Below are 24,296 nucleotides of genomic sequence, written 5' to 3' on the forward strand. Positions count from 1 at the left end.
ACCTGCGGCGCCGCGCCTCAGCCCGCGCCGTCGAGCCGCAGCTGCGTCAGCAGGTGGTGGAACTTCTCGCCCTGGACGGCGACGTGGCGGCGCAGCTGTTCCGCCGCCTCCGCCGCATCGCCCGCGGCGATGGCCGCGACGATCGCCTCGTGCTCCTCCATCGACTGGGCCAGCCGCCCGCGCAGGTACAGCTGCATCCGTCGATAGGGCTTCAGCCGGCGGTGCAGGCGCGAGGCCTCCTGTTCGAGGAAGCGGTTGCCGGAGAGCGCGTAGATCAGGTGATGGAAGGTGCCGTTCTCGGCGTAATAGGCATCGGCGTCGCCCGCCTCCAGCGCCGCGTGGCAGAGCAGGTTCGCGGCGCGGAGCTTCTCGACATCGGCTTCCCTCGAGCGCAGGGCGGCGAGGCGGCCGCAGACCGCCTCGAGCTCGGCCATGACCTCGAACATCTCCATGATCTCGACCGCCGTGGCCTGCCTCACGAAGATCCCCCGGCGCGGCGCGTGTTCGACGAGGCCCGAGAGCGCAAGCCGCTGGAAGGCTTCACGGATCGGCGTGCGGGATACCTTGTGCTCCTCGGCCAGGGACGCCTCGTCCAGCCGGGTGCCGGGCGGGAAGCGCCCCGTCAGGATCTGCTCTTCCAGGAGCGCCGCGATGCGGTCCGCGCGACTGCGTCCATCGGCAGGATCCGGGTGATGCGTATTCGGTGTCATGGTTTTCGTATACAAGACGGTTGACATCGTAGGCAATCAAAAGCCTCATGACGTCACGCCTGTCCCGGGGAGGGGCAGCCATGGGAGGAACAACAATGAAACGCCTGATTTCGGCGAGCGCGCTCGCCATCCTTGTCGGCGGCGTGGCACATGCCGAGACGCTGAAGCTGTCGCACCAATGGTCCGAGGGCGATGTCCGCCACAAGGTCGCGCAGATGGTGGCGGACGAGGTGAAAGCCGCCGATGTCGACCTCGACATCCAGATCTACCCCAACCAGACGCTCTTCAAGGCGCGCGAGCAATACACGCCGCTGAGCCGCGGACAGCTCGACATGACGATCTTCCCGCTCTCCTACGCGGGCGGACAGCAGCCGGCCTACAACCTGACGCTCATGCCGGGGCTGGTGAAGAACCACGACCACGCCGCGCGGCTCTCGGCCTCGCCCTTCATGGAGGACATCGAGGAGATCATGGCCGGCGACGACGTGAAGACGCTGGTGCATGGCTACCTCGCGGGCGGCTTCGGCTCGAACAAGGGCTGCATCACCGGGCCCGAGGACGTGCAGGGCGTGACGATCCGCGCCGCGGGCTCGAGCTTCGAGCAGATGCTGGCCGGGGCAGGGGCCTCGATCTCGTCCATGGCCTCGTCCGAGATCTACTCGGCGCTCCAGACCGGGGTGCTCGATGCGACGAACACCTCGTCCGAGAGCTTCCTGAGCTATCGCCTCTATGAGCAGCTCAAGTGCTACACCCCCGCGGGCGACACCGCGCTGTGGTTCATGTACCAGCCGCTTCTCATCAACAAGACGACCTTCGACAACCTGACCCCCGAGCAGCAGCAGGCGCTGACCGACGCCTCCGCCAAGGCGGAAGCCTGGTATCTCGAGCAGGCCAAGGAGGGCGACGCGGTCACCACCAAGGCCTTCGCCGACGCGGGCGTGGAGATCGCCGAGATGACGCAGGAGGATTTCGACGCCTGGCGCGAGCTGGCGAAGACGACTTCCTACCCGGCCTTCGTCGAAGAGGTGCCGAACGGGCAGGAACTGCTCGACGCGGCGCTGAGCGTCGAATGACCCATACGCCCGCCCCCTCGGAGGCGGGCGCCACCTACCGCCCGCCGCTGGTGCTTCGCGCATTGACGGCGGTGTCGGTGGGCTTCGGCGTCGTCGCGGCCTTCATGATCCTCGCCGCCGTGCTGGTGACCTGCCACATGATCTTCGTGCGCAGCGTGCTCGGCCAGTCCACCATCTGGCAGACCGAGGCGGTGATCTACCTCGTCATCGGCGCGACCCTGCTGGGCCTCGCCTACGTGCAGAAGCTGCGCGGGCATGTCGGCGTCGACCTGCTGCCGGGCCTGCTGCCGGTGCCCGCGCGCCGGGTGCTCGCCGTGATCGTCACCGCGCTGACCATCGCCATGGCGGCGACGATGCTCTGGTACGGCTGGGAGATGTTCCACCTTGCCTGGGAGCGGAACTGGACGTCGGAATCCGTGTGGAAGTTCCCGCTCTGGATCTCCTATCTCGCGATGCCGCTCGGCTTCGGCCTCTACCTCATGCAATTGCTGGTCGACCTCTGGATCGCGGCCTTCGCGCCGCCCGGGGCTCTGCCCGAAGTTCACCCGGAACGGAGCCTGGACTGATGGATCCCCTCGTTATCGGTGGCATCGTCGCGCTCGTGACGGTGATCGTCCTCTTCTCCGGCGTCTCGGTGGCGATCGGGCTCTTGCTGGTCGCGACGCTCTTTCTGTGGATCTTCGACGGGCCCCGGTCGCTGACCGCGCTGCCCGAGCTCTTCTACGCCGAGCTCAATTCCTTCGCGCTCCTGTCGATCCCGATGTTCATCATCATGGGCGCCTCCATCGCCTCGACCCGGGCCGGACCCGACCTCTACGAGGCCCTGGAGCGCTGGCTCACCCGGGTGCCCGGGGGGCTTCTGGTCTCGAACCTCGGCGCCTGCGCACTCTTCGCCGCGATGTCGGGATCGTCCCCGGCCACCTGCGCGGCCATCGGCAAGATGGGCATCCCCGAGATGCGCCGCCGCGGCTACCCGGCCGAGGTCGCGGCGGGCTCGATCGCGGCGGGCGGCACGCTGGGCATCCTGATCCCGCCCTCTGTCACCATGATCGTCTACGGCATCGCGACCGAGACCTCGATCGGGCGGCTCTTCCTTGCGGGGGTGATCCCGGGGCTGCTGCTGACGCTGCTGTTCATCGCCTGGGCGATCTTCGACACCTGGCGCCGCGGCGCGGCCTCCTCGGTCCTGTCGGGCGTGACCTATTCCTGGCGCGAGAAGTTCGAGATGCTGCCGCGGGTGATCCCGTTCCTGCTGATCATCGTCGGCGTGCTCGTCGCGCTCTACGGCGGGGTCGCCACGCCGTCCGAGACGGCGGCGGTCGGGGCGATGCTGTGCCTGCTGGCGGCGGTGCTGATCTACCGGATGTTCTCCTACCGCGACTTCTGGGTCGTGCTCAGGGACTCGACCCGCGAGTCGGTGATGATCCTCTTCATCATCGGGGCGGCGGGGGTGTTCTCCTTCATGCTGTCCTCGCTCTTCGTCACCCAGTCCGTCGCCCAGTGGATCGGCGCGCTCGAGGTGAACCGCTGGGTGCTGATGGGAATCATCAATCTCTTCCTGCTGGTCGCGGGCTTCTTCCTGCCGCCGGTGGCGGTCATCCTCATGTCGGCGCCCATCCTGCTGCCGATCATCACCGCGGCGGGCTTCGATCCCTACTGGTTCGCCGTGATCCTGACGATCAACATGGAGATCGGGTTGATAACCCCGCCCGTCGGCCTCAACCTCTACGTCATCAACGGCATCGCGCCGGACATCAGGCTGAAGCAGGTGCTTCTCGGATCGCTCCCCTTCGTCGGCTGCATGATCCTCGCGATCGTCATTCTCTGTCTCTTCCCCGGCCTGGCGACATGGTTGCCGACCGCGGTCATGGGAGTCGCGCTATGAGCCTTCTGTCCGACGTCCTCGCCACGCTCTTCGCCCGCCAGTCGAGAAAAGCCCTGCCGCCCCCGTCCGAGCGGACCACGCAGGAGCTGATCGGCGACATCCTGTCGACGCAGGGCGAGATCTCGGGCCTGACGGCGGCGGCGCAGCTGCTCGACCGGTTCGCGCAGATGGGCGATGACGAGAAGCTCGCCTTCTTCGACCATCTCGCCGGCGATCTGGGGATCGAGCCTGCAAAGGTGCGCGCCGCGCTCGACGCTTTCGAGGCCGACCCGTCGGCGGCGCATTACCGCAGGTTCCTCGCCTCGGCCGAACCCGCCCGGCAGGAGCTGGCGCGCCGCCTCAACCGGGTGCCGGGGGCCACGACGCAGCTGGTGGAGATGCGGGCGGACCTGCTCCGCCTGATCCCGCGCAGCGACGCGCGAGCGCGGATCGACCTCGATTTCCGGCACCTCTTCGCCTCGTGGTTCAACCGCGGCTTCCTGGTCCTGCGCCCGATCAGCTGGGAAAGCCCGGCGGCGATCCTCGAGAAGATCATCGCCTACGAGGCGGTCCACGCGATCGACAGCTGGGAGGACCTGCGCCGCAGGGTCGAACCCGCGGACCGGCGCTGTTTCGCCTTCTTCCATCCCGCGATGCCCGACGAGCCGCTGATCTTCGTCGAGGTGGCGCTGACCAAGGGCACGCCCGGATCCGTCCAGAAGCTGCTGGCCGAGGACCGGCAGGCGCTCTCGGCGCAGGAGGCGGACACGGCGGTGTTCTATTCGATCTCGAACTGCCAGGCGGGGCTCGCGGGGATCTCCTTCGGCAATTCGCTGATCAAGCAGGTGGCCGAGGACCTCTCGGCCGAACTGCCCAACCTCGAGACCTTCGTCACCCTCTCGCCGATCCCGACGCTCGCTGCCTGGATGAAGGAAGAGGGGATCGACCCCGCGAAGCTCGATGCGGAGGCGCTGAAGGCCACCGCGGCGCGCTTCCTCTTGACGGCGAAGCGTGCCGACGGCATGCCCTATGATCCCGTGACCCGGTTCCATCTGGGCAACGGGGCCTATGTCCACGCGGTCCATGCCGGGGCGGATACCTCGCCCAAGGGGATGGCCGAGAGCGCGGGGGCGATGGTCAATTACCGCTACGATCCCGACGCTTTCGTCGAGAACCACGAGAAGTTTGCCGGTGCGCAGGAGGTCGTCGCCTCGCGCGAGGTCCGCGCCCTGGTCCCGCCGCCCGCCGCGGCCTGAAGGAGAACGCCATATGCCAAACCCCCTCTACGACCGGATGTTCGCGCCGCTCGCCACCCGCGAGGACGCGCTGCTGATCCTGCGCGACGGGACCCGCGTCTCCGGTCAGGCGTTCCTCGCGACGGCGGCGCGGACGGCCCATGCGCTGACGGCGGCAGGGCTGAAACCCGGCGACCGGCTGGCGGTGCAGGTCGAGAAATCCCCCGAGGCGCTGGCCCTCTATGCCGCCTGCGTCGCGGCGGGCGTGGTCTTCCTGCCGCTGAACACGGCCTACACGGCCTCGGAGCTGGAGTATTTCATCACCGACAGCGCGGCCGGCGCGGTGGTCTGCGGCACCGGCGCCGAGGCGACCGTCAAGGGCATCGCCTCGGTCCCCGTGCTGACGCTGGACGCGGACGGGACGGGCAGCCTGACCGAGGCCGCCGCCGGGCAGCCGGACAGGTTCGATCCGGTGGACCGCGAGGCCGAGGACCTGGCCGCACTGCTCTATACCTCGGGCACCACGGGCCGGTCCAAGGGCGCGATGCTCAGCCAGACGAACCTTCTGTCGAACGCCGAGGCGCTGGTCGACCTGTGGCGCTTCACGGCCGACGACGTGCTGCTGCACGTCCTGCCGATCTTCCACACCCACGGGCTTTTCGTGGCCTCGCACGTGGTGCTCGCCGCGGGCGGCTCGATGGTCTTCCTGCCCAAGTTCGACGCGGCCGAGGCGCTGGACTGGCTGCCGCGGGTGACCACGATGATGGGCGTGCCCACCTTCTACACGCGCCTTCTGGCCGAGCCCGGCTTCGGCCGCGAGACCTGCGCCAACATGCGGCTCTTCACCTCGGGCTCCGCGCCGCTCCTGGCCGAGACGCACCGCGAGTTCGAGGCCCGCACCGGGCATCGCATCCTCGAGCGCTACGGCATGACCGAAACCAACATGAACACCTCGAACCCCTATGACGGCGAGCGGCGCGCGGGCACCGTGGGCTTCCCGCTGCCGGGCGTCGAGCTGAAGATCACCGACCCCGAGACCGGCGAGACGCTGGACGACGGCGCATCCGGCATGATCGAGGTGCGCGGGCCCAACGTCTTCCAGGGCTATTGGCAGATGCCCGAGAAGACCGCGGCCGAACTGCGCGAGGACGGCTTCTTCATCACCGGCGACATCGGCATGATCGACCCGGACGGCTACGTGCACATCGTCGGCCGCGCCAAGGACCTGATCATCTCGGGCGGTTACAACATCTACCCGAAGGAGATCGAGCTGATCCTCGACGAACAGCCCGGCGTTCTGGAAAGCGCGGTGATCGGCGTGCCGCACCCCGATTTCGGCGAGGGCGTCGTGGCGGTGCTGGTCGCTGCGCCGGGGCAGACGATCGATTGCGACGCGGTGCGCGCGGCCGCGGGCGAGAGGCTGGCGAAGTTCAAGCAGCCGAAGGCGCTCGAGGTCGTCGAGGAGCTGCCGCGGAACACGATGGGCAAGGTGCAGAAGAACCTGCTGCGCGACCAGTTCGCGGGTGCCTTCACCGGCTGATCCCGGAGACCGCGGGCAGGGCGGGCCGCCGTCTCTGCCCGGGCCGGGCCCCTTTACCTCGGCGCCTCGGCGGGGTTCTCTCTGGCGATGCGCTGGCTGATCCATCTTTCCTTACTCCTGTCGCCAGGGATGGCCGCGGCCCACGCCTCGGAGCAGGGCTTCGTGCTGCTGCTGCCGACCGATCTCTACATCGCGGGCGGGGTGGCGGCCGTGGCGCTGACGGTGCTGCTGGTGGCGGCCGTGCCGGACCGGGCCGCCCGGCGCCTGTTCCGGCCCGTCCCGCTCTGGCCTGCCGCGCGCAGGCGCCGTGGCGGCTGGCCCAGCCTGCTGTCGGCGCTTTGGCTCTGGTGGCTGATCTGGCGCGGGCTGAGCGGATCGCAGGACCCCACGGTCAACCCTTTGCCCCTGGTGATCTGGACGGCGGTCTGGCTGTGTCTCGTGATCGCGCAGGCGCTGGTCGGCGACCTCTGGCGCGCGCTCAATCCTTGGACCGGGCTCTGGGCCCGGCTGGGCCGGCCGCGCCCGCTGCAGTATCCGCGCGCGCTCGGGCATTGGCCGGCGCTGCTCGGCCTCTTCGCGATCGCGGGCTTCCTGCTGGCCGACCCCGCCCCGGCCCGGCCCGAGCGGCTGGCGCTGGCGGCGGGCGGATACTGGGCGCTCAACATGGCCGGCACGCTGGCCTTCGGGCCGCGCTGGCTGCTCTCGGCCGAGGCGCTGACGGTGCTGATGCGGGCCTATTCCGGCCTCGCGCTGCCGGGGCGATGGCGGGGGCGTCGGGCCATCGGCCTGTCCGGGTGGCGCCACCTCGCGCGGGCCGACCCGCCGATGGCGCTGGCCCTCTTCATGGTCGCGATGCTGGCCGCGGGCAGTTTCGACGGGCTGAACGAGACCTTCTGGTGGCTCGCCCGGCTCGGCGTGAACCCGCTGGAGTTTCCCGGCCGCTCGGCCGTGGTGCTGCCGACGCTCGCGGGGCTGGCGCTGGCCTGGGCGGGGCTTGCCGCGCTCTTCGCCGCGAGCCTGCACGCGGGCGCCATCCTGGCCGAGGACGCGCGCCCGACGCCGGGACTTCTGCGCGCCTTCGCGCCGACGCTGCTGCCGATCGCCTTCGCCTACCATTTCGCCCATTACCTTCCCGCCATGCTGGTCGAGGGGCAGTACCTTCTGCTCATGCTGAACGATCCGGCGGGGACCGGCGCGAACCTTCTGGGGCTGGCCGGGATGCAGGTCACGACCGGCATCTTCAACAGCCGCGATACGGTCCGGGTGATCTGGCTTACCCAGGCCGGGGCCGTCGTCCTCGGGCACGTGGTGGCGATCCTGATGGCCCATGTCCGCGCGCTCGCGCATTTCGCGACACCGCGCCAGGCGCTCCTCAGCCAGGTGCCGCTGGCGCTCTTCATGGTGCTTTACACGCTTTTCGGGCTCTGGCTGCTGGCCGCGCCGCGCGGGGCCTGACGGCGGGGCAATTCGCTGGACAACCGTCTGAAGCGACGACAGACTCTCCCGACCCTCGCCTGCAGGGATTGTCCGATCAACAGGGGATGACATCATGTCGAAGTCCGACCACCCGCAATCGAGCTCCCGCCGCGCCGCATTGAAGACGCTGGGCGCCGCCGGGGCGGCCGCCACTCTGCCGCTCTGGGCGCGCTATACCCATGCGCAGACCGCCGCGCCGATCCGCATCGGCTTCCAGAAGCACGCGACCGGCATCGGCGCCGCCTATGGTCGCTGGTACGACCGGACGAGCCAGGCCGCGGTGGCCAAGATCAACGGGGAGGGGGGAATCAACGGGCGGATGATCGAGCTGGTCACCGAGGACGACGGCACCGATCCCAAGCGCGGCGCCGAGGTGATCGAGAAATTCGCCAACCAGTCGAAGTGCGACATCGCCTTCGGCACGCTGTTCTCCCATGTCGTGATCGGCTCCGCCCCCCGTGCGGGCGAACTGAAGCTGCCCTACTTCGTGGTCTCCGAAGGGCATCACGTCGCGAGCGGCATGCTGAACCGCTGGACGCTGCAGCCGGGGATCACGGATGTGAAATCGCAGGTGCAGGCGATGGCGCCCTTCATCACCGACACGCTCGGCAAGAAGGTCACGATGATCTATCCCGATTACGGGTTCGGCTACGATCACCGCGACAACCTCGTCCCCGCAGTCCAGGCGGCGGGCGGAGAGATCGTGGCCCAGATCGCGATCCCGCCGACCGAGACCTCCTTCACCAAGTACTTCCCGCAGATCCCGCGCGAGACCGAGGTGATCTATCACGTGATGGTCGGGCCGGCCGTGCTGACCTTCGTCAAGGAGATGGGCGAATTCTTCGGCCCCTCGCGCCCCGAGATCTTCGGCTTCATCGACAGTCTCGAGGCGGTCGACCTTGCCTCGCCGGGGCTGGACTTCCTCGAAGGCACCTATTTCTGGGAGGGGATGCCGCGTTACCTGCAGGCGGATGCCCCGGCCTACGTGACCGCCTACCGCGACGCGGTCGGCATCGACGCCAACGGGGCCAGCACCTCGGACCCGAAGGACGTCTCGACCGCGGCGCACATGTTCGGATGCTGGGAAACGCTGCACATCATCAAGGCGGGGATGGAGGCCGCGGGCTACAGCTCGACCGCCGACCGGCAGGCGCTGGTCGAGGCGGTCGAGGCGATGACCGAGATGCCCGCCGGCGCGGCGCATCCGCAGGGCGACAAGCTCTTCAACGGCAGGACGCACCAGGTCTTCGGGCCGCAATACATCTCGAAGGTCGAGAGTGGGAAGCTGAACGTCACCCATGTCGCGCCGATCGAGGACACGCTCTACCCGGACGAGGTCGATTACACCACGCAGAGCTTCTGATCCGCGCCGAGACGCGCAGCCGCCCGGACCGGGCTCCGGGACCGGGCGGCTTGAGACTTTCCCTGAAGACATCCGCGCAACCACCTGAGGTGTCATGGATTTCGGCCCCCACCTGATGCTCGCCCTGCTGGAAGGCGCGGTCCTGGCCGCGGTCCTGGCGCTGATGGCCTCGGGCCTCAGCCTCGTCTTCGGGGTGATGCGCGTGGTCAATGTCGCGCATGGCGAATTCTACATGCTGGGCGCGGTGGTCGCCTGGGCGGTGGCCGATCTCGTGGGCGGCGGGCCGGCCGTCGGCTTCATCGCGGCGCTGATCCTCGCGCCGCTCATCGTCGGCGGGCTGGCGGCGGCCGCGGACATGACGATCCTGAAACGGATCGACTACGACCCCGAGCGCACGATCGTGGCCACCATCGGCCTGCTCTACGTCATCCAGCAGCTCACCCTGATGGGATATGGACCCGAGGCGCGGCCGGTGGCGCCGCCCTTCAACACCCGCATCGCGCTGCCCTGGATCGAATGGGGCGCGGGCGGGCCCTCGGTCTATTTCCCGTGGGGCCTCTCGACGACCAGCTACAAGCTCTTCGTGATCGGGGCCGCCGCCGCCCTGATCCTCGCCATCCGGCTGGTGCTGCTGCACAGCAAGGCGGGTCTCGTGATGCGGGCCACGCAGCTCGACAGCGAGATGGCGACGGCCTTCGGCATCCCGGTCGAGCGGGTCTATGCCGCCGTCTTCGGGGTCGGCGCGGGGCTCGCCGCGCTGGCCGGGGTGCTGATCGTGCCGATCCAGCAGGCGCATTACCTGATGGGCGGCGAGGCGCTGCTGCTGAGCTTCATCGTCGTCATCATCGGCGGCCTGGGCAGCCTGACGGGCACCATCGTGGCGGCGGTGCTGATCGGGATGTCGGACGGGATCATCTCGGTCTTCTTCTCGCCGACGCTTGCCAAGATCCTCGCGACCCTGCTGGTGGCGCTGGTGCTGGTCTTCCGGCCGCAGGGGCTGTTCGGGGCGCGCGAGAGATGAGGGCATCGCTGGCGCTGCACCTCGGCCTCGTGGCGGTGCTCTTCGCGCTGAACTTCGTGCTGCCGGCCTATGCGCATGGCAATATCGCGCGGGTCATGACGCTCGCCGTCTACGCGATCGGCTACAACATCGCCTTCGGCTACACCGGGCTTCTGTCGCTCGGGCACGCGATGTTCTTCGCCGCGGGCATGTACGGGGCCGGGCTGCTGCTGCGCTTCACCGATGCGGGCGCGGTCGCGGCCTTCGGGGTGGCGCTGGCCTGCGGAGCGGGGCTCGCGCTGGTCACCGGGCTGCTGGCGCTGCGGACGGCGGGCGTGTCGTTCATGATCGTGACGCTGATGTTCTCGCAGGCCTGCGCCCTCGCGATCCTCTATTTCGCGGAGTACACCCGGGGCGACGAGGGCTTCGTGATCGCGGCCGCGTCCCGGGTCGTTGCGGGCCATGACCTCGGCGATGCGCAGGTGCGCTACCTTGCGGCCTGGGCGCTGTTCTCGGCGGCGTTCCTGTTCTCGCTCTGGCTGGTCAACCGCCCCATGGGCAAGGTCCTGGTCGCGATCCGCGAGAACGAGCCGCGGGCGCGTCTGCTGGGCTACGACACGTTCCGGCTGAAGCTGGGAGCGCTGGTCATCTCGGGCATGGTCTCGGCCGCCTCGGGGGCGGGCTACGGGCTGTTCTTCGGCTACGCGGGGGCGAGCTTCGCGGGGGTTCAATATTCGATCTTCCCGCTGCTCTGGGTGCTGCTCGGCGGGGCCGGAACGGTGATCGGGCCCTTCCTCGGGACGCTCTTCATGTTCTACCTGATCGATCTCTCCTCGGGGATCACCGATGCCTACATGCTGATCGCGGGCGTGGCGCTGATCGGGCTCACGCTCTTTGCGCCGCAGGGGATCGCGGGCGAGCTGCGCCGCCGGGCCTGGCGGGGGCTGCCATGAGCCCGATCCTCGAAACCCGCGGGCTGTCCCGCAGCTTCCACGGCCTGCGCGCGGTGCATGACGTGGATTTCGCGCTGGAGGCGGGCGAGATCCGGGCGCTGATCGGGCCGAACGGGGCGGGCAAGACGACCTTCGTGTCGATGCTGATCGGCCGGCTGGCGGCGGATGCGGGGCAGGTGATCTTCGAGGGGCGCGACATCACCGCCCTGCCGGATCACCGGCGCGTGGCGCTCGGGATGGCCTACACGTTCCAGATCACCTCGGTCTTCTCGCGGCTGACGGCGGCGGAGAACGTGGCGCTCGCCGCCCGCCGCCGGCTGGGCGGCGACCGCGCCGCGGTGGCGCGCGAGGTCGCGACGGCGCTGGAGCGCACCGGGCTGGCCGGGCAGGGGGAGGTGGCGGCCGAGGATCTCTCCTACGGGCACCAGCGGCTGCTCGAGATCGCCATGGGGCTGGCGCAGCATCCGCGGCTCCTGATCCTCGACGAGCCGACGCAGGGGCTGGCCGAGACCGAGATCGCCGCCTTCAAGGCGCTGGTGCGCGATCTGGCCGGGCAGACCACGATCCTGCTGATCGAGCACAACATGGCGGTGGTGATGGAACTCGCGCACCGGATCACAGTGCTGAACTTCGGCGAGGTGCTGGCCGAGGGCACCCCCGCCGCGATCCGCGCCGACCGCGCGGTGCAGGAGGCCTATCTCGGCACGGAGGCCGCCCATGGCTGAGCTTCGCGCGGGCCGCGACCGGATTGCGCGCGCCTGCGGCGCGCACGCGATGCCTTGCGATTTCCTCCGGAAATCGCGGATGCCTCCGGCGGGGATATTTCGGGCAAGAGGAAGCAGGCGGGCCGGTCCTCACTTCCTCTTGCTGCAAATATCCCCGCCGGAGGCAACGGCGCATGGCGCCGTTCCGCGCGGGTGGCGGTCATGCTGAGCGTCGAGGGGCTGACTGCCGGTTACGGGCACGCGATGATCCTGCGCGATCTCTCGCTGGTCGCCGAGGCGGGCCGGATCACCTGCCTGATGGGGCGGAACGGGGCGGGCAAGACCACGACGCTGAAGGCGATCATGGGGCTCGTGCCCCCGGCCGCGGGGCGTGTCGTTCTGGACGGAGAGGTCGTTTCGGACCTGCCCCCGCACCAGGTGCCGGGGCGCGGGATCGGCTATGTGCCGCAGGGCCGGCGACTCTTCGGCGCGCTGAGCGTGGCGGAGAACCTCGAGGTCGCGCTGATGGCACGCGGATCGGGGACAGGCCTGCGCGCGGAGGTGCTCGAGCTCTTCCCCCGGTTGCGGGACCGGCTGGGGCAGCGGGCGGACACGCTCTCGGGCGGGGAGCAGCAGATGCTCGCGACGGCGCGGGCGCTCTGCCTGCAGCCGAAGGTGCTGCTGCTCGACGAGCCGACCGAGGGGCTCCAGCCCTCGATGATCGACGCGATCCGGCAGGCCATGCTGACGCTGCGGGACCGCGGCGCGGCGATCCTGCTGGTCGAGCAGCGGATCGACGCGGTGCTGGCGCTGGCCGATCATGTGCAGGTGATCGAGAACGGCCGCACCGTCGAGACCTTCGACGCGGCCGCCCTGACCCGCGCGCCCGAGCGGCTGAGGTCGCATCTGGGCGTCTAGGCGTAGCGGTAGGGGCCGCCGATCTCGAGCGCGCGGCGATAGGCCGGGCGGGTGTGGATGCGCTTCAGGAAGGCCGCGATCGCCGGGCGCATCCCGGCGCCGCCCCGGTCCGCGGCGGCTTCGAGCGGGAAGGACATCATGATGTCCGCGGCGCTGAACTCGTCACCCACGAACCAGCCGCTGCGGGCCAGCGTCTGATCCCAGTAGTCGATGTGGAGCTTGATCTCGGGGCTGACGTAGCCGTTCCGCGCCTGCGTGGCCACCCGCGTCACGATCGGCCGCAACAGCGCCGGCGCGCGCCGTGGCAGGCTGTCGAACACCAGCTTCATCAGCAGGGGCGGCATGGCCGAGCCTTCGGCGTAGTGCAGCCAGTAGGTCAGCTCGCGCGCCTCCTTCGTGCCGGGCGCGGGTTCGAGCCGCCCGTTGCCGTGGCGGTCGAGGATGTGGCGGACGATGGCGCCGGTCTCGGCGAAGGTCTCGCCGTCCTCGACGATCACCGGCGAGCGCCCGAGCGGATGGATCGCGAGCAGCTCCTTCGGGGCGCGCATCGTCCTGGGGTCGCGCTTGTAATATGCGACCTCGTAGGGAACGCCGAGTTCCTCGAGCAGCCAGAGCACCCGCTGGGAACGGGAATTGTCGAGATGGTGCAGCGTGATCATGATCTCTCCTGGGGGTCGTCGGTGGCGTGGGGCCGGCTCAGCCGAGCGCGCGGCTGTCCTCGACCGCGCGCAGCATCTCGGTTGCGAGCTCGAGCCGCGGCATCGGCACGCCGCGGGACCGGCCGAGCGCGAGCGTGGCGCCGAAGATCGGCTCGATCTCCATCGGAGTGCCGCGTCGCAGATCCTGCAGGGTCGAGGGCGCGTGGTCGGGCCCGGTCTCGGCATGGTGCAGACGCTTTTCGGTGGTCATCCGGATCTCGGCGCCCTCGGCCGTGGCGAGGGCGCGGACCTCCTCCATGATGTCGGCCGCGAGTTCGCGCAGCGCGGGGGTGGTGGCGATCCGCTTCTGGGTCGCGCGCGCGAGGGCGGCCACCGAATTGAGCGAGCAGTTGGAGAAGAGCTTGGAGAAGAGCGAGTTCTGGAACGGCTCGGTCTCGCGGATCGTCCAGCCGGCGTCGCGCAGCAGCCCGGCGATGCGGGTCACATCCTCGCGCGGGGCGCCGGGCAGGCGGCCGAGGTCGAGATAGCCCTCGATCTCGACCGAGACGACGCCCGGCTCGGGGACCGAGGCGCCGAGATAGGCGATGGCGCCGATGGCACGCTCGGGCCCGATCTCGCGCCATAGGGTGCCGCCGGGATCGACCTCTTCCGCGCCGCGATGGCCGCCCTTGCCGTCGGGCAGGGGATACCACCAGGGCAGGCCGTTCACGACCGGCAGGATCCGGGCATGGGGCGCCATCAGAGCCTTCAGCGCGGCGGCCATCGGCGGGATCTGGTGGCCCTTCAGAGCGGTGATGACGACGTCCTGCGCGGGCAGCTCGGCCGGGTCGCCGACGGCGTGCAGCGCGACGTCGGTCGTGCCCCCGGGCGTCCCGAGGCGCAGGCCGTGGTCGCGGATCGCCGCAAGATGCGCGCCGCGGGCCACGACCGAGACGCGGCCGATCCCGCCGGTGCCCTGCGCCTGCGCGAGCCGCGCGGCGATCGTGCCGCCGATGGCGCCGGGGCCCACGACGCAGATATCCAGCGGGCGGTCGGGCAGCGGGGGCAGGTCGGTCTGGGGCATCTCTCTCTCCGGGTCGGGGCGGGGCGGGTCCTGCCGCCCGGTTTACGCATGCTTGCGCGGCTGCCGCAAGGTGACGCTGGCGTGTTTACAAACCGCGGACCCCTTGCTAATCGAGTCCGGCCCGAGCAACGGAGCGGATGCATGTGCGAACGATGGCAAGGCCGGTGGATGACCGGGCGATGGCGCAGCCCTCGCCAGACCTGACCCCTTTCCATCAACGCGGGCCACGCGCCCCGGCACATGAGATCACCTGAAATGAGCAACCAGACCTTTGTCACCAAGGGTGGCATCACCGTTACGCGTCGCGAGACCGAAGGCACCTACCTCGAGTCCTCCGAAGCGCTGATCGACCGGCTGGACAGCCACGTCGGCGCGCTCTTCTCGTCGAACTACGAATATCCCGGGCGCTACACCCGGTGGGAGTTCGGCTTTGCCGAGCCGCCGCTGATGATCGACGCGCGCGGACGCAAGATGGCGATCCGGGCGCTGAACCCCCGGGGCGAGGTGCTCGTCGCGATCCTGCGCCCGGTGCTCGAGGGGCTGGAGGCGCTCGCCTCCGTCGAGGCGGTGGCCGACGGGCTTGCGCTCGAGGTGCGGCAGCCGACGCGGGTCTACAACGAGGAGGAGCGCTCCCGCGCGCCCTCCGTCTTCTCGGTGCTGCGCGCGATCACCGATCTCTTCCACACCGAGGAGGATCACCACCTCGGCCTCTACGGCGCCTTCGGCTACGACCTCGCCTTCCAGTTCGAGCCGATCGAGCTGAAGCTCGAGCGCCCCGCCGACCAGCGCGACCTGGTGCTCTTCCTCGTCGACAGCCTGCTGGTGACGGACCATTACGCGACCCGCGCCTACACGATCTCCTACGATTTCGCCTTCGAGACCCATTCGACCGAGGGGCTGGAGGGCGGCAGCGCGGCGGAACCCTTCCAGCGCGGGCCCGAGGATGTGCCGCGCGGCGATCACGTGCCGGGCGAATATGCCGAGCTCGTGAAGGAGGCGAAGAAGAGCTTCCGCCGCGGCGACCTGTTCGAGGTGGTCCCGGGGCAGGTCTTCTACGAACCCTGCAAGGACGCGCCCTCGGCCATCTTCCGGCGGCTGAAACGGATCAACCCCGCGCCCTTCGGCTTCATGATGAACCTCGGGGAACAGGAGTACCTCGTCGGCGCCTCGCCCGAGATGTTCGTGCGCGTCACCGGGCGCCGGGTCGAGACCTGCCCGATCTCGGGCACCATCAAGCGCGGGGCGGACGCGATCGAGGACAGCGAGCAGATCCTGAAGCTGCTGCAATCCAAGAAGGACGAGAGCGAGCTCACCATGTGCTCGGACGTCGATCGCAACGACAAGTCCCGGGTCTGCGAGCCGGGATCGGTCCGCGTGATCGGACGGCGCCAGATCGAGATGTATTCGCGGCTGATCCACACGGTCGACCATATCGAGGGGCGGCTGCGCCCCGGCATGGACGCCTTTGACGCCTTCCTCAGCCACGCCTGGGCGGTGACGGTCACCGGGGCGCCGAAGCTCTGGGCGATGCGATTCATCGAGACCCACGAGAAATCGACGCGCTTCTGGTACGGCGGCGCCGTCGGGGCGGTGCAGTTCGACGGCGACATGAACACCGGGCTCACGCTCAGGACCATCCGGATCAAGAACGGCGTGGCCGAGGTGCGCGCGGGGGCGACGCTTCTGAACGACAGCGACCCGGACGAGGAAGAGGCCGAGACTGAGCTGAAGGCCTCGGCGATGCGGGCCGCGATCCGCGGCGACATGAGCTCCAACGAGGGCGCGGGCGACGGATCGCGCGTGCCCATGGGACAGGGGCGCCGGGTGCTGCTCGTCGATCACGAGGACAGCTTCGTGCATACGCTGGCGAACTACTTCCGCCAGACCGGGGCCGAGGTGCTGACGACGCGCACCCCGCTCGACGACCAGGTCTTCACGGATTTCGCGCCGGACCTCGTGGTGCTGTCTCCGGGGCCGGGCAACCCCTCCGATTTCGACTGCCGCGCCACCATCGGCAAGGCGCTCGACCGCGACCTGCCGGTCTTCGGCGTCTGCCTCGGGCTGCAGGCCATCGCGGATTACTTCGGCGCCGAGCTGGACCAGCTGGCCGATCCGATGCACGGCAAGCCCTCGCGGGTGACGGTGCATCACCACGGCACGGTCTTCGCGGGCCTGCCCGACGAGGTCACCATCGGGCGGTACCATTCGCTGCATGCCCGCCCGGAAACGATTCCCGAGGAATTGCGGGTGACGGCGACGACCGCGGACGGCTGCGTGATGGGCGTCGAACATGCGACCCGGCCGATCGCGGCGGTGCAATTCCATCCCGAAAGCATCATGTCCCTCGGGCAGGACGCGGGCATTCGCATGATCGAGAATGTCGTGAGCCGTCTCGGAAAGTGACGCTGACCGGCATCGCTCATTGCGGGCGATGCCGATTTCATTCCCGAATGGCCCGGATTTCTTTACTTGGCATTAATCTCTTGCCTGAATAATTGTCGTTGTAAAACGTTCTTGACGCTATTGAGCGACAGTTTTCCGGCGATCAAATTGTGAGCGTTTCCTGTCGGATCGAAAGGAAAGTCCGAATTATCCCGGTGGCATTTCGCCGATTGCGGCGTCCGATTCCGGTGACACAAATGTGCCGCTTGACTTCTATCCGGCAAATACTCGATTCAGAAGCTGGGTAAGTGAGATTGCAAAACGTGCTGGCAGCATGAAAAACACAAGGACAGACAGAATAATGACAAAAGAACTCGACGGCATGTCCCTGGACGAGCTGAAGCAGCTCCGCAAGGAAGTGGACAATGCCATTCGCACCTACCAGGACCGTGAACGGAAAAAGGCGCTCGCCGCGCTCGAGGAAAAGGCGCAGGAGATGGGCTTCAGCCTTTCGGAACTGACCACCGCGGGCAGCAAGTCGCGCAAGGTGCATCCGGCGAAATACCGGCATCCCGACGATAGCTCGAAGACCTGGAGCGGTCGTGGCCGCCAGCCCGCATGGGTCAAGGAGATCCTGTCCTCGGGCGGCGACCTCGACGATTACCTGATCCGCAAATAGGTCAGATCAGGGCGCCCTGCGCCAGCAGCTGCGCGCGAACGGCGGCGGCGTCCGGGGCCTGCCCCGCGCCCGCCGTGAGCGCCGCGGCCACGCCCGCGGCTTCTCCGCTGGCAAAGGCGGTGCCCATGACCCGGGTCGAGCCATAGGCGCGGGGGTCCGCACCGATCACGCGGCCCGCGTACCACAGGTTGCCGATCCCCTTCGCATGAAGCGCGTCGAGCGGGACGTGGTAATAGCCCGGCCCGCCGATGAATTCGTAGGCCGGTTTCCCCGCCTCGGTGTGCAGCTCGATCGGCCAGGAGGCGCGGGCGACCCCGTCCTCCCGCAGGCGTCCCTGCAGCACGTCGTCATGGGTGATCTCGTAGCGCGCGGCCGGGTGGCGCGTCTCGCGCACGCCGATCTGCGGCCCGGTCTGGGCGAGGTAGGCACGTTCGAACCCCTCGACCTTGTCGCGCAGCACCTCGACCATCGTCACGGCCATCTCGCGCGCCGATTGCTCGGCCCGGGTGAAGCTGCGCGAGCTCAGGTCCGGCATCTCGCGGTCGATGATGAGCCACCAGAAATCGCCCGAGCCCTCCACCCGGGTGTAGATGCCGCCGTCGGTTCGGTTGATCTTTTCGGGCGAGCGTTCGTTGAAGGCGTCCACCGCCGCGATGATCCGCTGCCGGTCGATCCGTCCCTCGGCGGTCACGCCGCCGACGCGGATCGGCATGGTGAAGGCCTGGATGCGCCCCTCGCCATCGCCAAGCCGCATGGGCTGGCCCGCCACGAGCGCGAGGTTCGCATCCCCGCTGCCGTCCACGAAGCTCTCGCCGATCAGCCGGAAACGGCCGTCCATTCCGGCCACGGTCACGCTCTCGATCGCGTCCGCGGTGCGCGAGGCGGCGGCGACGCGGGAATGCAGGAAGACATCGACGCCATGCGCCGCCAGCACCCGGTCGAGCGCCACCTTCAGCCGCTCGGGGTCGAGCAGGATGATCCAGTTGCCGGTGGTCGGCGAATGGTAGGGTTTGCAGTCCAGCCCGAGGCGGCGCAATTCGTCGCGCACTTCCTCGCCCGCGCCCGCGACGGATTGCACCGCCTCGTTCCCGCCGTGGTGAAAGAAGCCGCAATAGGCCAGCACCTGGGCATTGGTCGCGGCGCCGCCGAGGAATCCGTATTTCTCGACCAGCGCGACACGGGCCCCGGCTTTCGCGGCGCCGATCGCCGCGCCGACACCGCCGGCACCGCCACCGGCCACGATGACGTCGTAATCGCTTTCATTGCGGGGCATCAGTTTCTCCAGGCCAGGAACCGGCGTTCCGCCAGCGTGATCAGGTAATTCACCGTCAGCCCGAAGACCGAGAGCATCGCCACCCCGGCGATGAGCTGATCGGTGGACATCAGGTTGCCGGCGAGAAGGACATAGGCGCCGATCCCGTATTCGGCGCCGATCATTTCCGCGGCGACGAGCAGGATGATCGAAATGGAGGCCGAGATCCGCATGCCCGAGAGGATCGCGGGCAGGGCGGCGGGCAGGACGATCTTGCGGATGATGTCGACGCGCGAGAGGCCGAAGCTCTGGCCCATGCGGATCAGGGCGCGGTCCACGCTGTCGATCCCGCCATAGGTGGCGATCACCGTCGGGAAGAAGCAGCCGAAGAGAATGGTCGCGACCTTGGAGCCTTCGCCGATCCCGAACCAGATGATGAAGAGCGGCAGCAGCGCAATCTTCGGGATCGGGAAAATGGCCGATACCAGAGGCGCCAATGCCGAGCGCGCGAGCGAATTGAGCCCGATGGCCGTGCCGACGATCAGCCCGAGAATGCTGCCGAAGGTGAACCCGAGGAAGAGCCGCCAGAGCGAGGCCGAAAGGTGTTTCTGCAGGTTGCCGGACCGGACGAGATCCATGAACGCCGCCCACGCCTCGGAGGGGGCGGGCAGGACGAGCGCCGGGATGACACCCGAGCGCGAGCCCAGTTCCCAGGCGAGCAGGATCACCGCGAAGGTGATGAAGCCGATGATGCGCCGGGGCTTCGGAAGGAAGCCGCCGCCGCGGAAGCGGACGGGCCGGGTCTCGGAGGGGGACGGGGTGGCGCCTGCGGTGACGTCAGCCATGGGGGGTCTCCTTCAAGGGCGCGGAGGGCAGCCGTCGAGCGGCGCAGGCATGCGCATGCCGGCGCTCAGACGGTTGCACGGAACGCGGACGCGGCCCGGTCCATTCGACCGGGCGGATGTTCGGTTCAAATGTCATGCCGTGTCGCCTCGGACCGGTGGCGGTGGCGTCGGGTGCGCGCATCACCCCGCCAGTTCCACGTCCGCGGCCTGCGCCTCTTTGCGCATCATGTCCCAGAGCTGTTGCTGGATCCCGGCCACCACCGGGTTCGACAGGGTGCGCTCCTTCAGGGGCATGTCGATCTCGACCACCTCCCGGATGAGCCCCGGGCGACGGGACAGGACAACGACCTTGTGGCCGAGACGGACCGCCTCGGCGAGGTTGTGGGTGATGTAGCACGAGGTGAAGCGCTCGCGCTCCCAGAGGTCGATCAGATCGTCCATCAGCAGCTCGCGCGTCTGGCTGTCGAGCGCCGAGAGCGGCTCGTCCATCAGCAGCACCGCGGGGTTCACCGACAGCGCCCGCGCGATGGCGACGCGCTGCTTCATCCCGCCCGAGAGCTGCTTCGGCACCGCATTGCGGAAATCCGACAGCCGCGTGCGCTCCAGCACGTCGGCGATCCGGGCCTCCTTCTCGGCGGCGGGAATCTTGTGGCCTTCGAGCACCAGCGAGACATTGCCCTCGACGCTCCTCCACGGCAGGAGCGCGAAATCCTGGAACACGTAGGTGAGGGGGTTGAGCGAGCCTTCCGGCGGCTCGCCCACTTGCAGGACCTGCCCCTCGGAGGGCTGTTCGAGCCCCCCGAGAAGACGCAGCAGCGTGGATTTCCCGCAGCCCGACGGGCCGATGACGCAGACGATCTCGCCCGCGTTGATCTCGAGGTTGATGTCCCTCAGGACCTCGAGATCGTCGTAGCGGTGAGACAGTCCTTCGACGCGCAGATCCATGCCGCTCGGGTCCTTTCGCTTACCAGGTCTCGACGAAGCTGTCGTCGACCAGCTGGTCCACGGTCAGGTCGCTCTTCACGAGGCCCTCGTCCTTGAACCACTGCATCTGCTCGGCGACATCCGTCTTGTTCAGCCCCATGCCGGGGTTCAGGTACATCGCGCCGTTGATGATCGAGGGCGCGGCCTTCTCGTAGGGCTGGTCGGGTGCGACGTAGCCGGCGATCAGCTTGGTCATCTCCTCGACCTCGGCCTCGTCCGCGTCGCCTTCGAGGTAGACGCGGTTCATGTCGGCGATGCCCTTGGAATAGGCGCGCACGAAGCGCTCGACCATGTCGCGGTTGTTCTCGATGTTGTCCACGCTCGTGATCATCGTCGAGATCTGGTATTCGGCGTAATCGTTCAGCCAGCCGATCTCCTTCGCGGCCCCGCTTTCGGCCAGCGCCTTGGCGATGTGCGGAACCATGATCAGGACATCGGTCTGGCCCGACTTGGTGGCCGCGACCATGGCGCCGACCTTCTGCAGCGGGACCATCTTCATCTCGGCCATGTCCCAGCCCTTCGCATCGGCGATCAGGTTGGTCATGTAGTGGAAGGTGGAGCCGACCTGCGTCATCGCGACCGAATGGCCCTTGATGTCGTCGACGGTGGTCATCCCGGCGTCATAGGCCTGGTTCGAGGCCATGACCATCATGCCGTCATAGCCCTTCTTCTCGTGCAGCACGCCGCCGACGATCCGGATCGCGTCCTTCTCGGCGAGGTTCATCAGGCCGCCGGTCACGCCGGTGATCCCGAAGTCCACGTCGCCGCCCGCGGTCGCCACGGCGATCGGCTGCGCGGCCTGGAAAAATTCGAAGGTCACGTCGAGGCCTTCCTCCTCGAAATAGCCCTTCTCGAAGGCGACGAAGCCCGCGGCATGGCTGGTGAAGCGCAGCGCGCCCACGGTCACGGGGTCGTTCGCGGCGGCGGCCGTTGCGCCGAGCGCCATCGTGCCGGCGGCGATCATCGAGACGCCGGCGAGCCACGCGCGGCGGGTGAGGGTCTTGGTCATCTGGGTTCCTCCCTTGCCCCCAAGGGGGGCCTCTGTCTGTGCGGGACTCGGTCCCGCAGGTCGCAAGACATTGGCGGAAAACAGCCGTTCGGAAAAGAGGGGCGGCTGTCCCAATCTGTGTCAGCTGTCGCTGCGTAACCCGAGCAGGTCGAGCACGAGGGGCAGCTGCCCGGCCGACATCTCGGCCCCGGTCTGGATGCGCGCGCCAAGATCCCTTGCCCGGGCGAGGAACGGCGTGATCTCGGGCGCGGCGATCACGTCGGCCACCAGCGCCTGCGCGTCGAGGCCGGTCAGCTGATGCGGCAGGGCGGTCCCGTCATGGCCCACGTCGGTCGCGTTCACGACAAGGCCGAAACCCCCGAGGCTGCCGGGCGGCGGCATCGCCTCGGCCCCGATCCGCGCCGCAAGCGCCACCGCCCGGGTGCGGTCCAGGTCGCTGACCGCGACCGTCGCGCCCGCCGCCACAAGGGCCGCCGCGATCGCCGAGCCGGCGCCGCCCGCGCCGATCACCAGCGTCCGAAGCCCGCGGGGTGCGACCGCGTGTCCCGCCAGGGCCGCCAGGAAACCGCCGCCGTCGGTGTTCTCGCCGTGAAGCCGGCCGTCCGGCGCGCGCCGGATGACGTTCACCGCCCCGGCGAGGCGCGCCGTGGCGCTGGCCTCGTCGACCAGGTCCAGGGCCAGCTGCTTCCAGGGTGCCGTCACCACCGCGCCCGGCACGTTCGCCATGCCGCGGAGACCGGCGACGACCGCGCGCAGGCCCGCCGCGTCCAGGTCGAGCGGGACCATGACCCGGTCGAGCCCCGCATCGCCCGCCAGCCGGTTGAACCGCCCCGGCATCGCCGTGCCCGAGACCGGGTGCCCCAGCATGAAGACCACCTGTGCCGCCGCCGTCACCATCCTGCCAAACCCCTCTGGACCCTCCCGGCATGCCGGGCCATGGTGCCGCCGAATACGGGAAGGGGATGCAAATGACCATCATGACCGACGCCCAGCGGAGCGCCGCCTCCGCTGCAGCCGCCTGCCGCATGGGCTATGCGATCTGGCGCGTGCCGGGCGGAGACGTCTTCCGCATGATCGTCGCGACCGGACCGGCCCGAACGCGTCCGGTCTTCGGGGCCGAGACGCCGCCGGGCTTCGTGCTCTGCCCCTTCGACGCGACGGACGGGAATGCCGCGCTGCACCTGGCCGCCGATATCGAGGTGGGCGCCGACATCCGCTATCGCCGGGGCGACGCGCTCACCGATACCCCGCAGACCGACGCGCAGGCGGCCTTCGCGGCGGCCGACGCCCAGGGGCCGCTGCAGGCGGCGCCCTCGGATCTGCCGGAGCCCGCGCCGACGGAGCGCGCCGCCTACGAGGCGCGGGTCGCCCGCGCGGTGGCCGCGATCGAGGCGGGCCGGGCCGAGAAGATCGTCCTGTCGCGCATCGACCCGCGGCCCCTTTCCCCCGATCACGACCTGCGCGACCTGCTGGAGGCGCTGGCGCGGGCCTATCCGCAGGCCTTCGTCTGCCTCACCTCCTCGGCCGAGGCCGGGACATGGCTGGTCGCCACGCCCGAGATCCTGCTGACGGCAGACGCCGACGGCGTGCGGACCATGGCGCTGGCCGGCACGCAATGGCCCGAGCCCGGGACCGACATCGCCGCGCTCACCTGGCCGCAGAAGATCGTCGACGAGCAGGCCGTCGTCGCGCGCGAGATCGCCCGCGCCTTCGCCGCGGCGGGCCTTCACGACACGACCGAGACCCCGGCGGGCACCGTGCAGGCCGCGAACCTCTGCCACCTGCGCTCGGATTTCCACGCGCCCGCCGCCACGCCTGAGCAGCTCGCCGACCTGCTGCGCAAGCTGCACCCGACCTCGGCCGTCTGCGGCATGCCGCGGGCCACGGCGCGCGACTTCATCCTGTCGGAAGAGGGACCGACCCGGGGTTTCTACACCGGCTACCTCGGCCCGGTGAACATCGACGGCGAGACCCGGCTGCAGGTCAACCTGCGCACCGCGCGGATCACGCCGACCCACGCCTACCTTCACGTGGGCGGCGGGATCGTCGCGGCCTCGGACCCCGCGACGGAATACGAGGAGACGGTGCAGAAGGCCCGCACCATCGGCGCCGTGCTGTGACTACTTCCTGACGCCCATCTGGCGGCCGACCCAGTCGGGCACCGGCAGCGTCCGGTGTTCGGCCAGCATCGCCTCGAGGTTCTGCATGACATGCGCCGGGTAGGGCGCGACCTTCGGCCCGCTCCGGTCGATGTGGAGCGAGATCCCCTCGCCGGTGGCCGAAAGCCAGCCGTCCTCGTGGTAGAGCTCCTGGCAGAAGTGATAGGCCTTCGGCCCGACGTCGAGCAGGCGGAAGGTCGAATAGACCGTCGATCCGGGCGGCAGCTCGCGGACGTAACGGATGTGGAACTCGGCCGAGAAGGTGGTGAAGCCCGAGGTCTCGGAGTAGTTCACCCCGAGGCCGACGCTCGCCTGCGCCTCGTCCACGCCCCAGTCGAAGAGCACCACGTAATAGGCCATGTTGAGATGGCCGTTGAAGTCGATCCATTCGGGCTTCAGCACCTGGTTGCCCGCCCTGTACGGCATGG

The 24,296-nt window shown here is 69.0% G+C and carries 23 protein-coding genes; 14 read left to right on the top strand and 9 right to left on the bottom strand.

Annotated features, from left to right (window positions below):
* Positions 1-17 precede the first annotated feature (17 nt).
* Complete coding sequence (locus tag Q344_RS0104055; protein WP_051630500.1) at positions 18-710, bottom strand: GntR family transcriptional regulator; 693 nt, start codon at positions 708-710, stop codon at positions 18-20.
* 95 nt (positions 711-805) lie between these two features.
* On the opposite strand from Q344_RS0104055, the gene dctP reads away from it, so the two are divergent.
* From dctP to Q344_RS0104110, 11 genes are all read left to right on the top strand, one after another.
* Positions 806-1,783, top strand: a complete 978-nt coding sequence (dctP, locus tag Q344_RS0104060; RefSeq protein WP_028285542.1) for a TRAP transporter substrate-binding protein DctP — start codon at positions 806-808, stop codon at positions 1,781-1,783.
* A complete protein-coding gene (locus tag Q344_RS0104065) occupies positions 1,780-2,349 on the top strand; it encodes a TRAP transporter small permease subunit (RefSeq protein ID WP_028285543.1) in 570 nt (189 codons plus the stop codon). The genes dctP and Q344_RS0104065 overlap by 4 nt, the downstream gene beginning before the upstream one ends.
* Positions 2,349-3,668, top strand: coding sequence for a TRAP transporter large permease (locus Q344_RS0104070; RefSeq protein WP_028285544.1), 1,320 nt, complete (start codon positions 2,349-2,351; stop codon positions 3,666-3,668). The genes Q344_RS0104065 and Q344_RS0104070 overlap by 1 nt, the downstream gene beginning before the upstream one ends.
* Positions 3,665-4,903: a malonyl-CoA decarboxylase gene (locus Q344_RS0104075; RefSeq protein ID WP_028285545.1), complete on the top strand. Its 1,239-nt coding sequence runs from the start codon at positions 3,665-3,667 to the stop codon at positions 4,901-4,903. The genes Q344_RS0104070 and Q344_RS0104075 overlap by 4 nt, the downstream gene beginning before the upstream one ends.
* A 13-nt stretch (positions 4,904-4,916) precedes the next feature.
* On the top strand, positions 4,917-6,422 hold the full coding sequence (locus Q344_RS0104080) for a malonate--CoA ligase (protein WP_028285546.1): 1,506 nt from the start codon (positions 4,917-4,919) through the stop codon (positions 6,420-6,422).
* Positions 6,423-6,551: 129 nt separating this feature from the next.
* Entirely contained in the window at positions 6,552-7,877 is a 1,326-nt protein-coding gene (locus Q344_RS0104085; RefSeq protein ID WP_084178289.1) for a hypothetical protein, read from the top strand.
* Positions 7,878-7,971: 94 nt separating this feature from the next.
* On the top strand, positions 7,972-9,261 hold the full coding sequence (locus Q344_RS0104090) for an ABC transporter substrate-binding protein (RefSeq protein ID WP_028285548.1): 1,290 nt from the start codon (positions 7,972-7,974) through the stop codon (positions 9,259-9,261).
* Between the two features lie 94 nt (positions 9,262-9,355).
* Positions 9,356-10,282, top strand: a complete 927-nt coding sequence (locus Q344_RS0104095) for a branched-chain amino acid ABC transporter permease (RefSeq protein ID WP_028285549.1) — start codon at positions 9,356-9,358, stop codon at positions 10,280-10,282.
* The gene (locus Q344_RS0104100) at positions 10,279-11,214 is read left to right on the top strand and encodes a branched-chain amino acid ABC transporter permease (RefSeq protein ID WP_028285550.1); all 936 of its coding nucleotides are present in this window, start codon (positions 10,279-10,281) and stop codon (positions 11,212-11,214) included. Before Q344_RS0104095 ends, Q344_RS0104100 begins: the two co-directional genes overlap by 4 nt.
* The gene (locus tag Q344_RS0104105; RefSeq protein ID WP_028285551.1) at positions 11,211-11,939 is read left to right on the top strand and encodes an ABC transporter ATP-binding protein; all 729 of its coding nucleotides are present in this window, start codon (positions 11,211-11,213) and stop codon (positions 11,937-11,939) included. The genes Q344_RS0104100 and Q344_RS0104105 overlap by 4 nt, the downstream gene beginning before the upstream one ends.
* 201 nt (positions 11,940-12,140) lie before the next feature.
* A complete protein-coding gene (locus Q344_RS0104110) occupies positions 12,141-12,836 on the top strand; it encodes an ABC transporter ATP-binding protein (protein WP_028285552.1) in 696 nt (231 codons plus the stop codon).
* Here Q344_RS0104110 and Q344_RS0104115 read toward each other — a convergent pair.
* A complete protein-coding gene (locus Q344_RS0104115; RefSeq protein WP_028285553.1) occupies positions 12,833-13,495 on the bottom strand; it encodes a glutathione S-transferase in 663 nt (220 codons plus the stop codon). The two genes, Q344_RS0104110 and Q344_RS0104115, sit on opposite strands and share 4 nt — an antisense overlap.
* Positions 13,496-13,532: 37 nt before the next feature.
* The gene (locus tag Q344_RS0104120) at positions 13,533-14,558 is read right to left on the bottom strand and encodes a ketopantoate reductase family protein (RefSeq protein ID WP_051630259.1); all 1,026 of its coding nucleotides are present in this window, start codon (positions 14,556-14,558) and stop codon (positions 13,533-13,535) included.
* A gap of 255 nt (positions 14,559-14,813) precedes the next feature.
* Between Q344_RS0104120 and Q344_RS0104125 the strand changes: the two genes are divergently transcribed.
* Both Q344_RS0104125 and Q344_RS0104130 read left to right on the top strand, forming a co-directional pair.
* Positions 14,814-16,961, top strand: a complete 2,148-nt coding sequence (locus Q344_RS0104125; RefSeq protein WP_156954625.1) for an anthranilate synthase — start codon at positions 14,814-14,816, stop codon at positions 16,959-16,961.
* 340 nt (positions 16,962-17,301) lie between these two features.
* The gene (locus tag Q344_RS0104130) at positions 17,302-17,619 is read left to right on the top strand and encodes an H-NS histone family protein (RefSeq protein WP_028285556.1); all 318 of its coding nucleotides are present in this window, start codon (positions 17,302-17,304) and stop codon (positions 17,617-17,619) included.
* Between the two features lies 1 nt (position 17,620).
* Here the strand turns inward: Q344_RS0104130 and Q344_RS0104135 are convergent, their stop codons facing one another.
* The 5 genes from Q344_RS0104135 to Q344_RS0104155 form a co-directional block, all read right to left on the bottom strand.
* Positions 17,621-18,892, bottom strand: coding sequence for an FAD-dependent oxidoreductase (locus Q344_RS0104135; RefSeq protein ID WP_028285557.1), 1,272 nt, complete (start codon positions 18,890-18,892; stop codon positions 17,621-17,623).
* Positions 18,892-19,716, bottom strand: a complete 825-nt coding sequence (locus tag Q344_RS0104140; RefSeq protein ID WP_028285558.1) for an ABC transporter permease — start codon at positions 19,714-19,716, stop codon at positions 18,892-18,894. The genes Q344_RS0104135 and Q344_RS0104140 overlap by 1 nt, the downstream gene beginning before the upstream one ends.
* 180 nt (positions 19,717-19,896) lie before the next feature.
* Entirely contained in the window at positions 19,897-20,661 is a 765-nt protein-coding gene (locus Q344_RS0104145) for an ABC transporter ATP-binding protein (protein WP_028285559.1), read from the bottom strand.
* Between the two features lie 19 nt (positions 20,662-20,680).
* Entirely contained in the window at positions 20,681-21,709 is a 1,029-nt protein-coding gene (locus Q344_RS0104150; protein ID WP_028285560.1) for an ABC transporter substrate-binding protein, read from the bottom strand.
* Between the two features lie 120 nt (positions 21,710-21,829).
* Positions 21,830-22,606, bottom strand: coding sequence for a shikimate dehydrogenase family protein (locus tag Q344_RS0104155; protein WP_028285561.1), 777 nt, complete (start codon positions 22,604-22,606; stop codon positions 21,830-21,832).
* Positions 22,607-22,677: 71 nt separating this feature from the next.
* Between Q344_RS0104155 and Q344_RS23070 the strand changes: the two genes are divergently transcribed.
* Positions 22,678-23,829, top strand: a complete 1,152-nt coding sequence (locus Q344_RS23070) for a chorismate-binding protein (protein WP_051630263.1) — start codon at positions 22,678-22,680, stop codon at positions 23,827-23,829.
* Here the strand turns inward: Q344_RS23070 and Q344_RS0104165 are convergent, their stop codons facing one another.
* Positions 23,830-24,294, bottom strand: coding sequence for a thioesterase family protein (locus Q344_RS0104165; protein WP_084178291.1), 465 nt, complete (start codon positions 24,292-24,294; stop codon positions 23,830-23,832). It lies immediately after the preceding gene.
* Positions 24,295-24,296 lie beyond the last annotated feature (2 nt).

The organism is Pseudooceanicola nanhaiensis DSM 18065 (assembly GCF_000688295.1).
Classification (GTDB): Bacteria; Pseudomonadota; Alphaproteobacteria; order Rhodobacterales; family Rhodobacteraceae; genus Pseudooceanicola; species Pseudooceanicola nanhaiensis.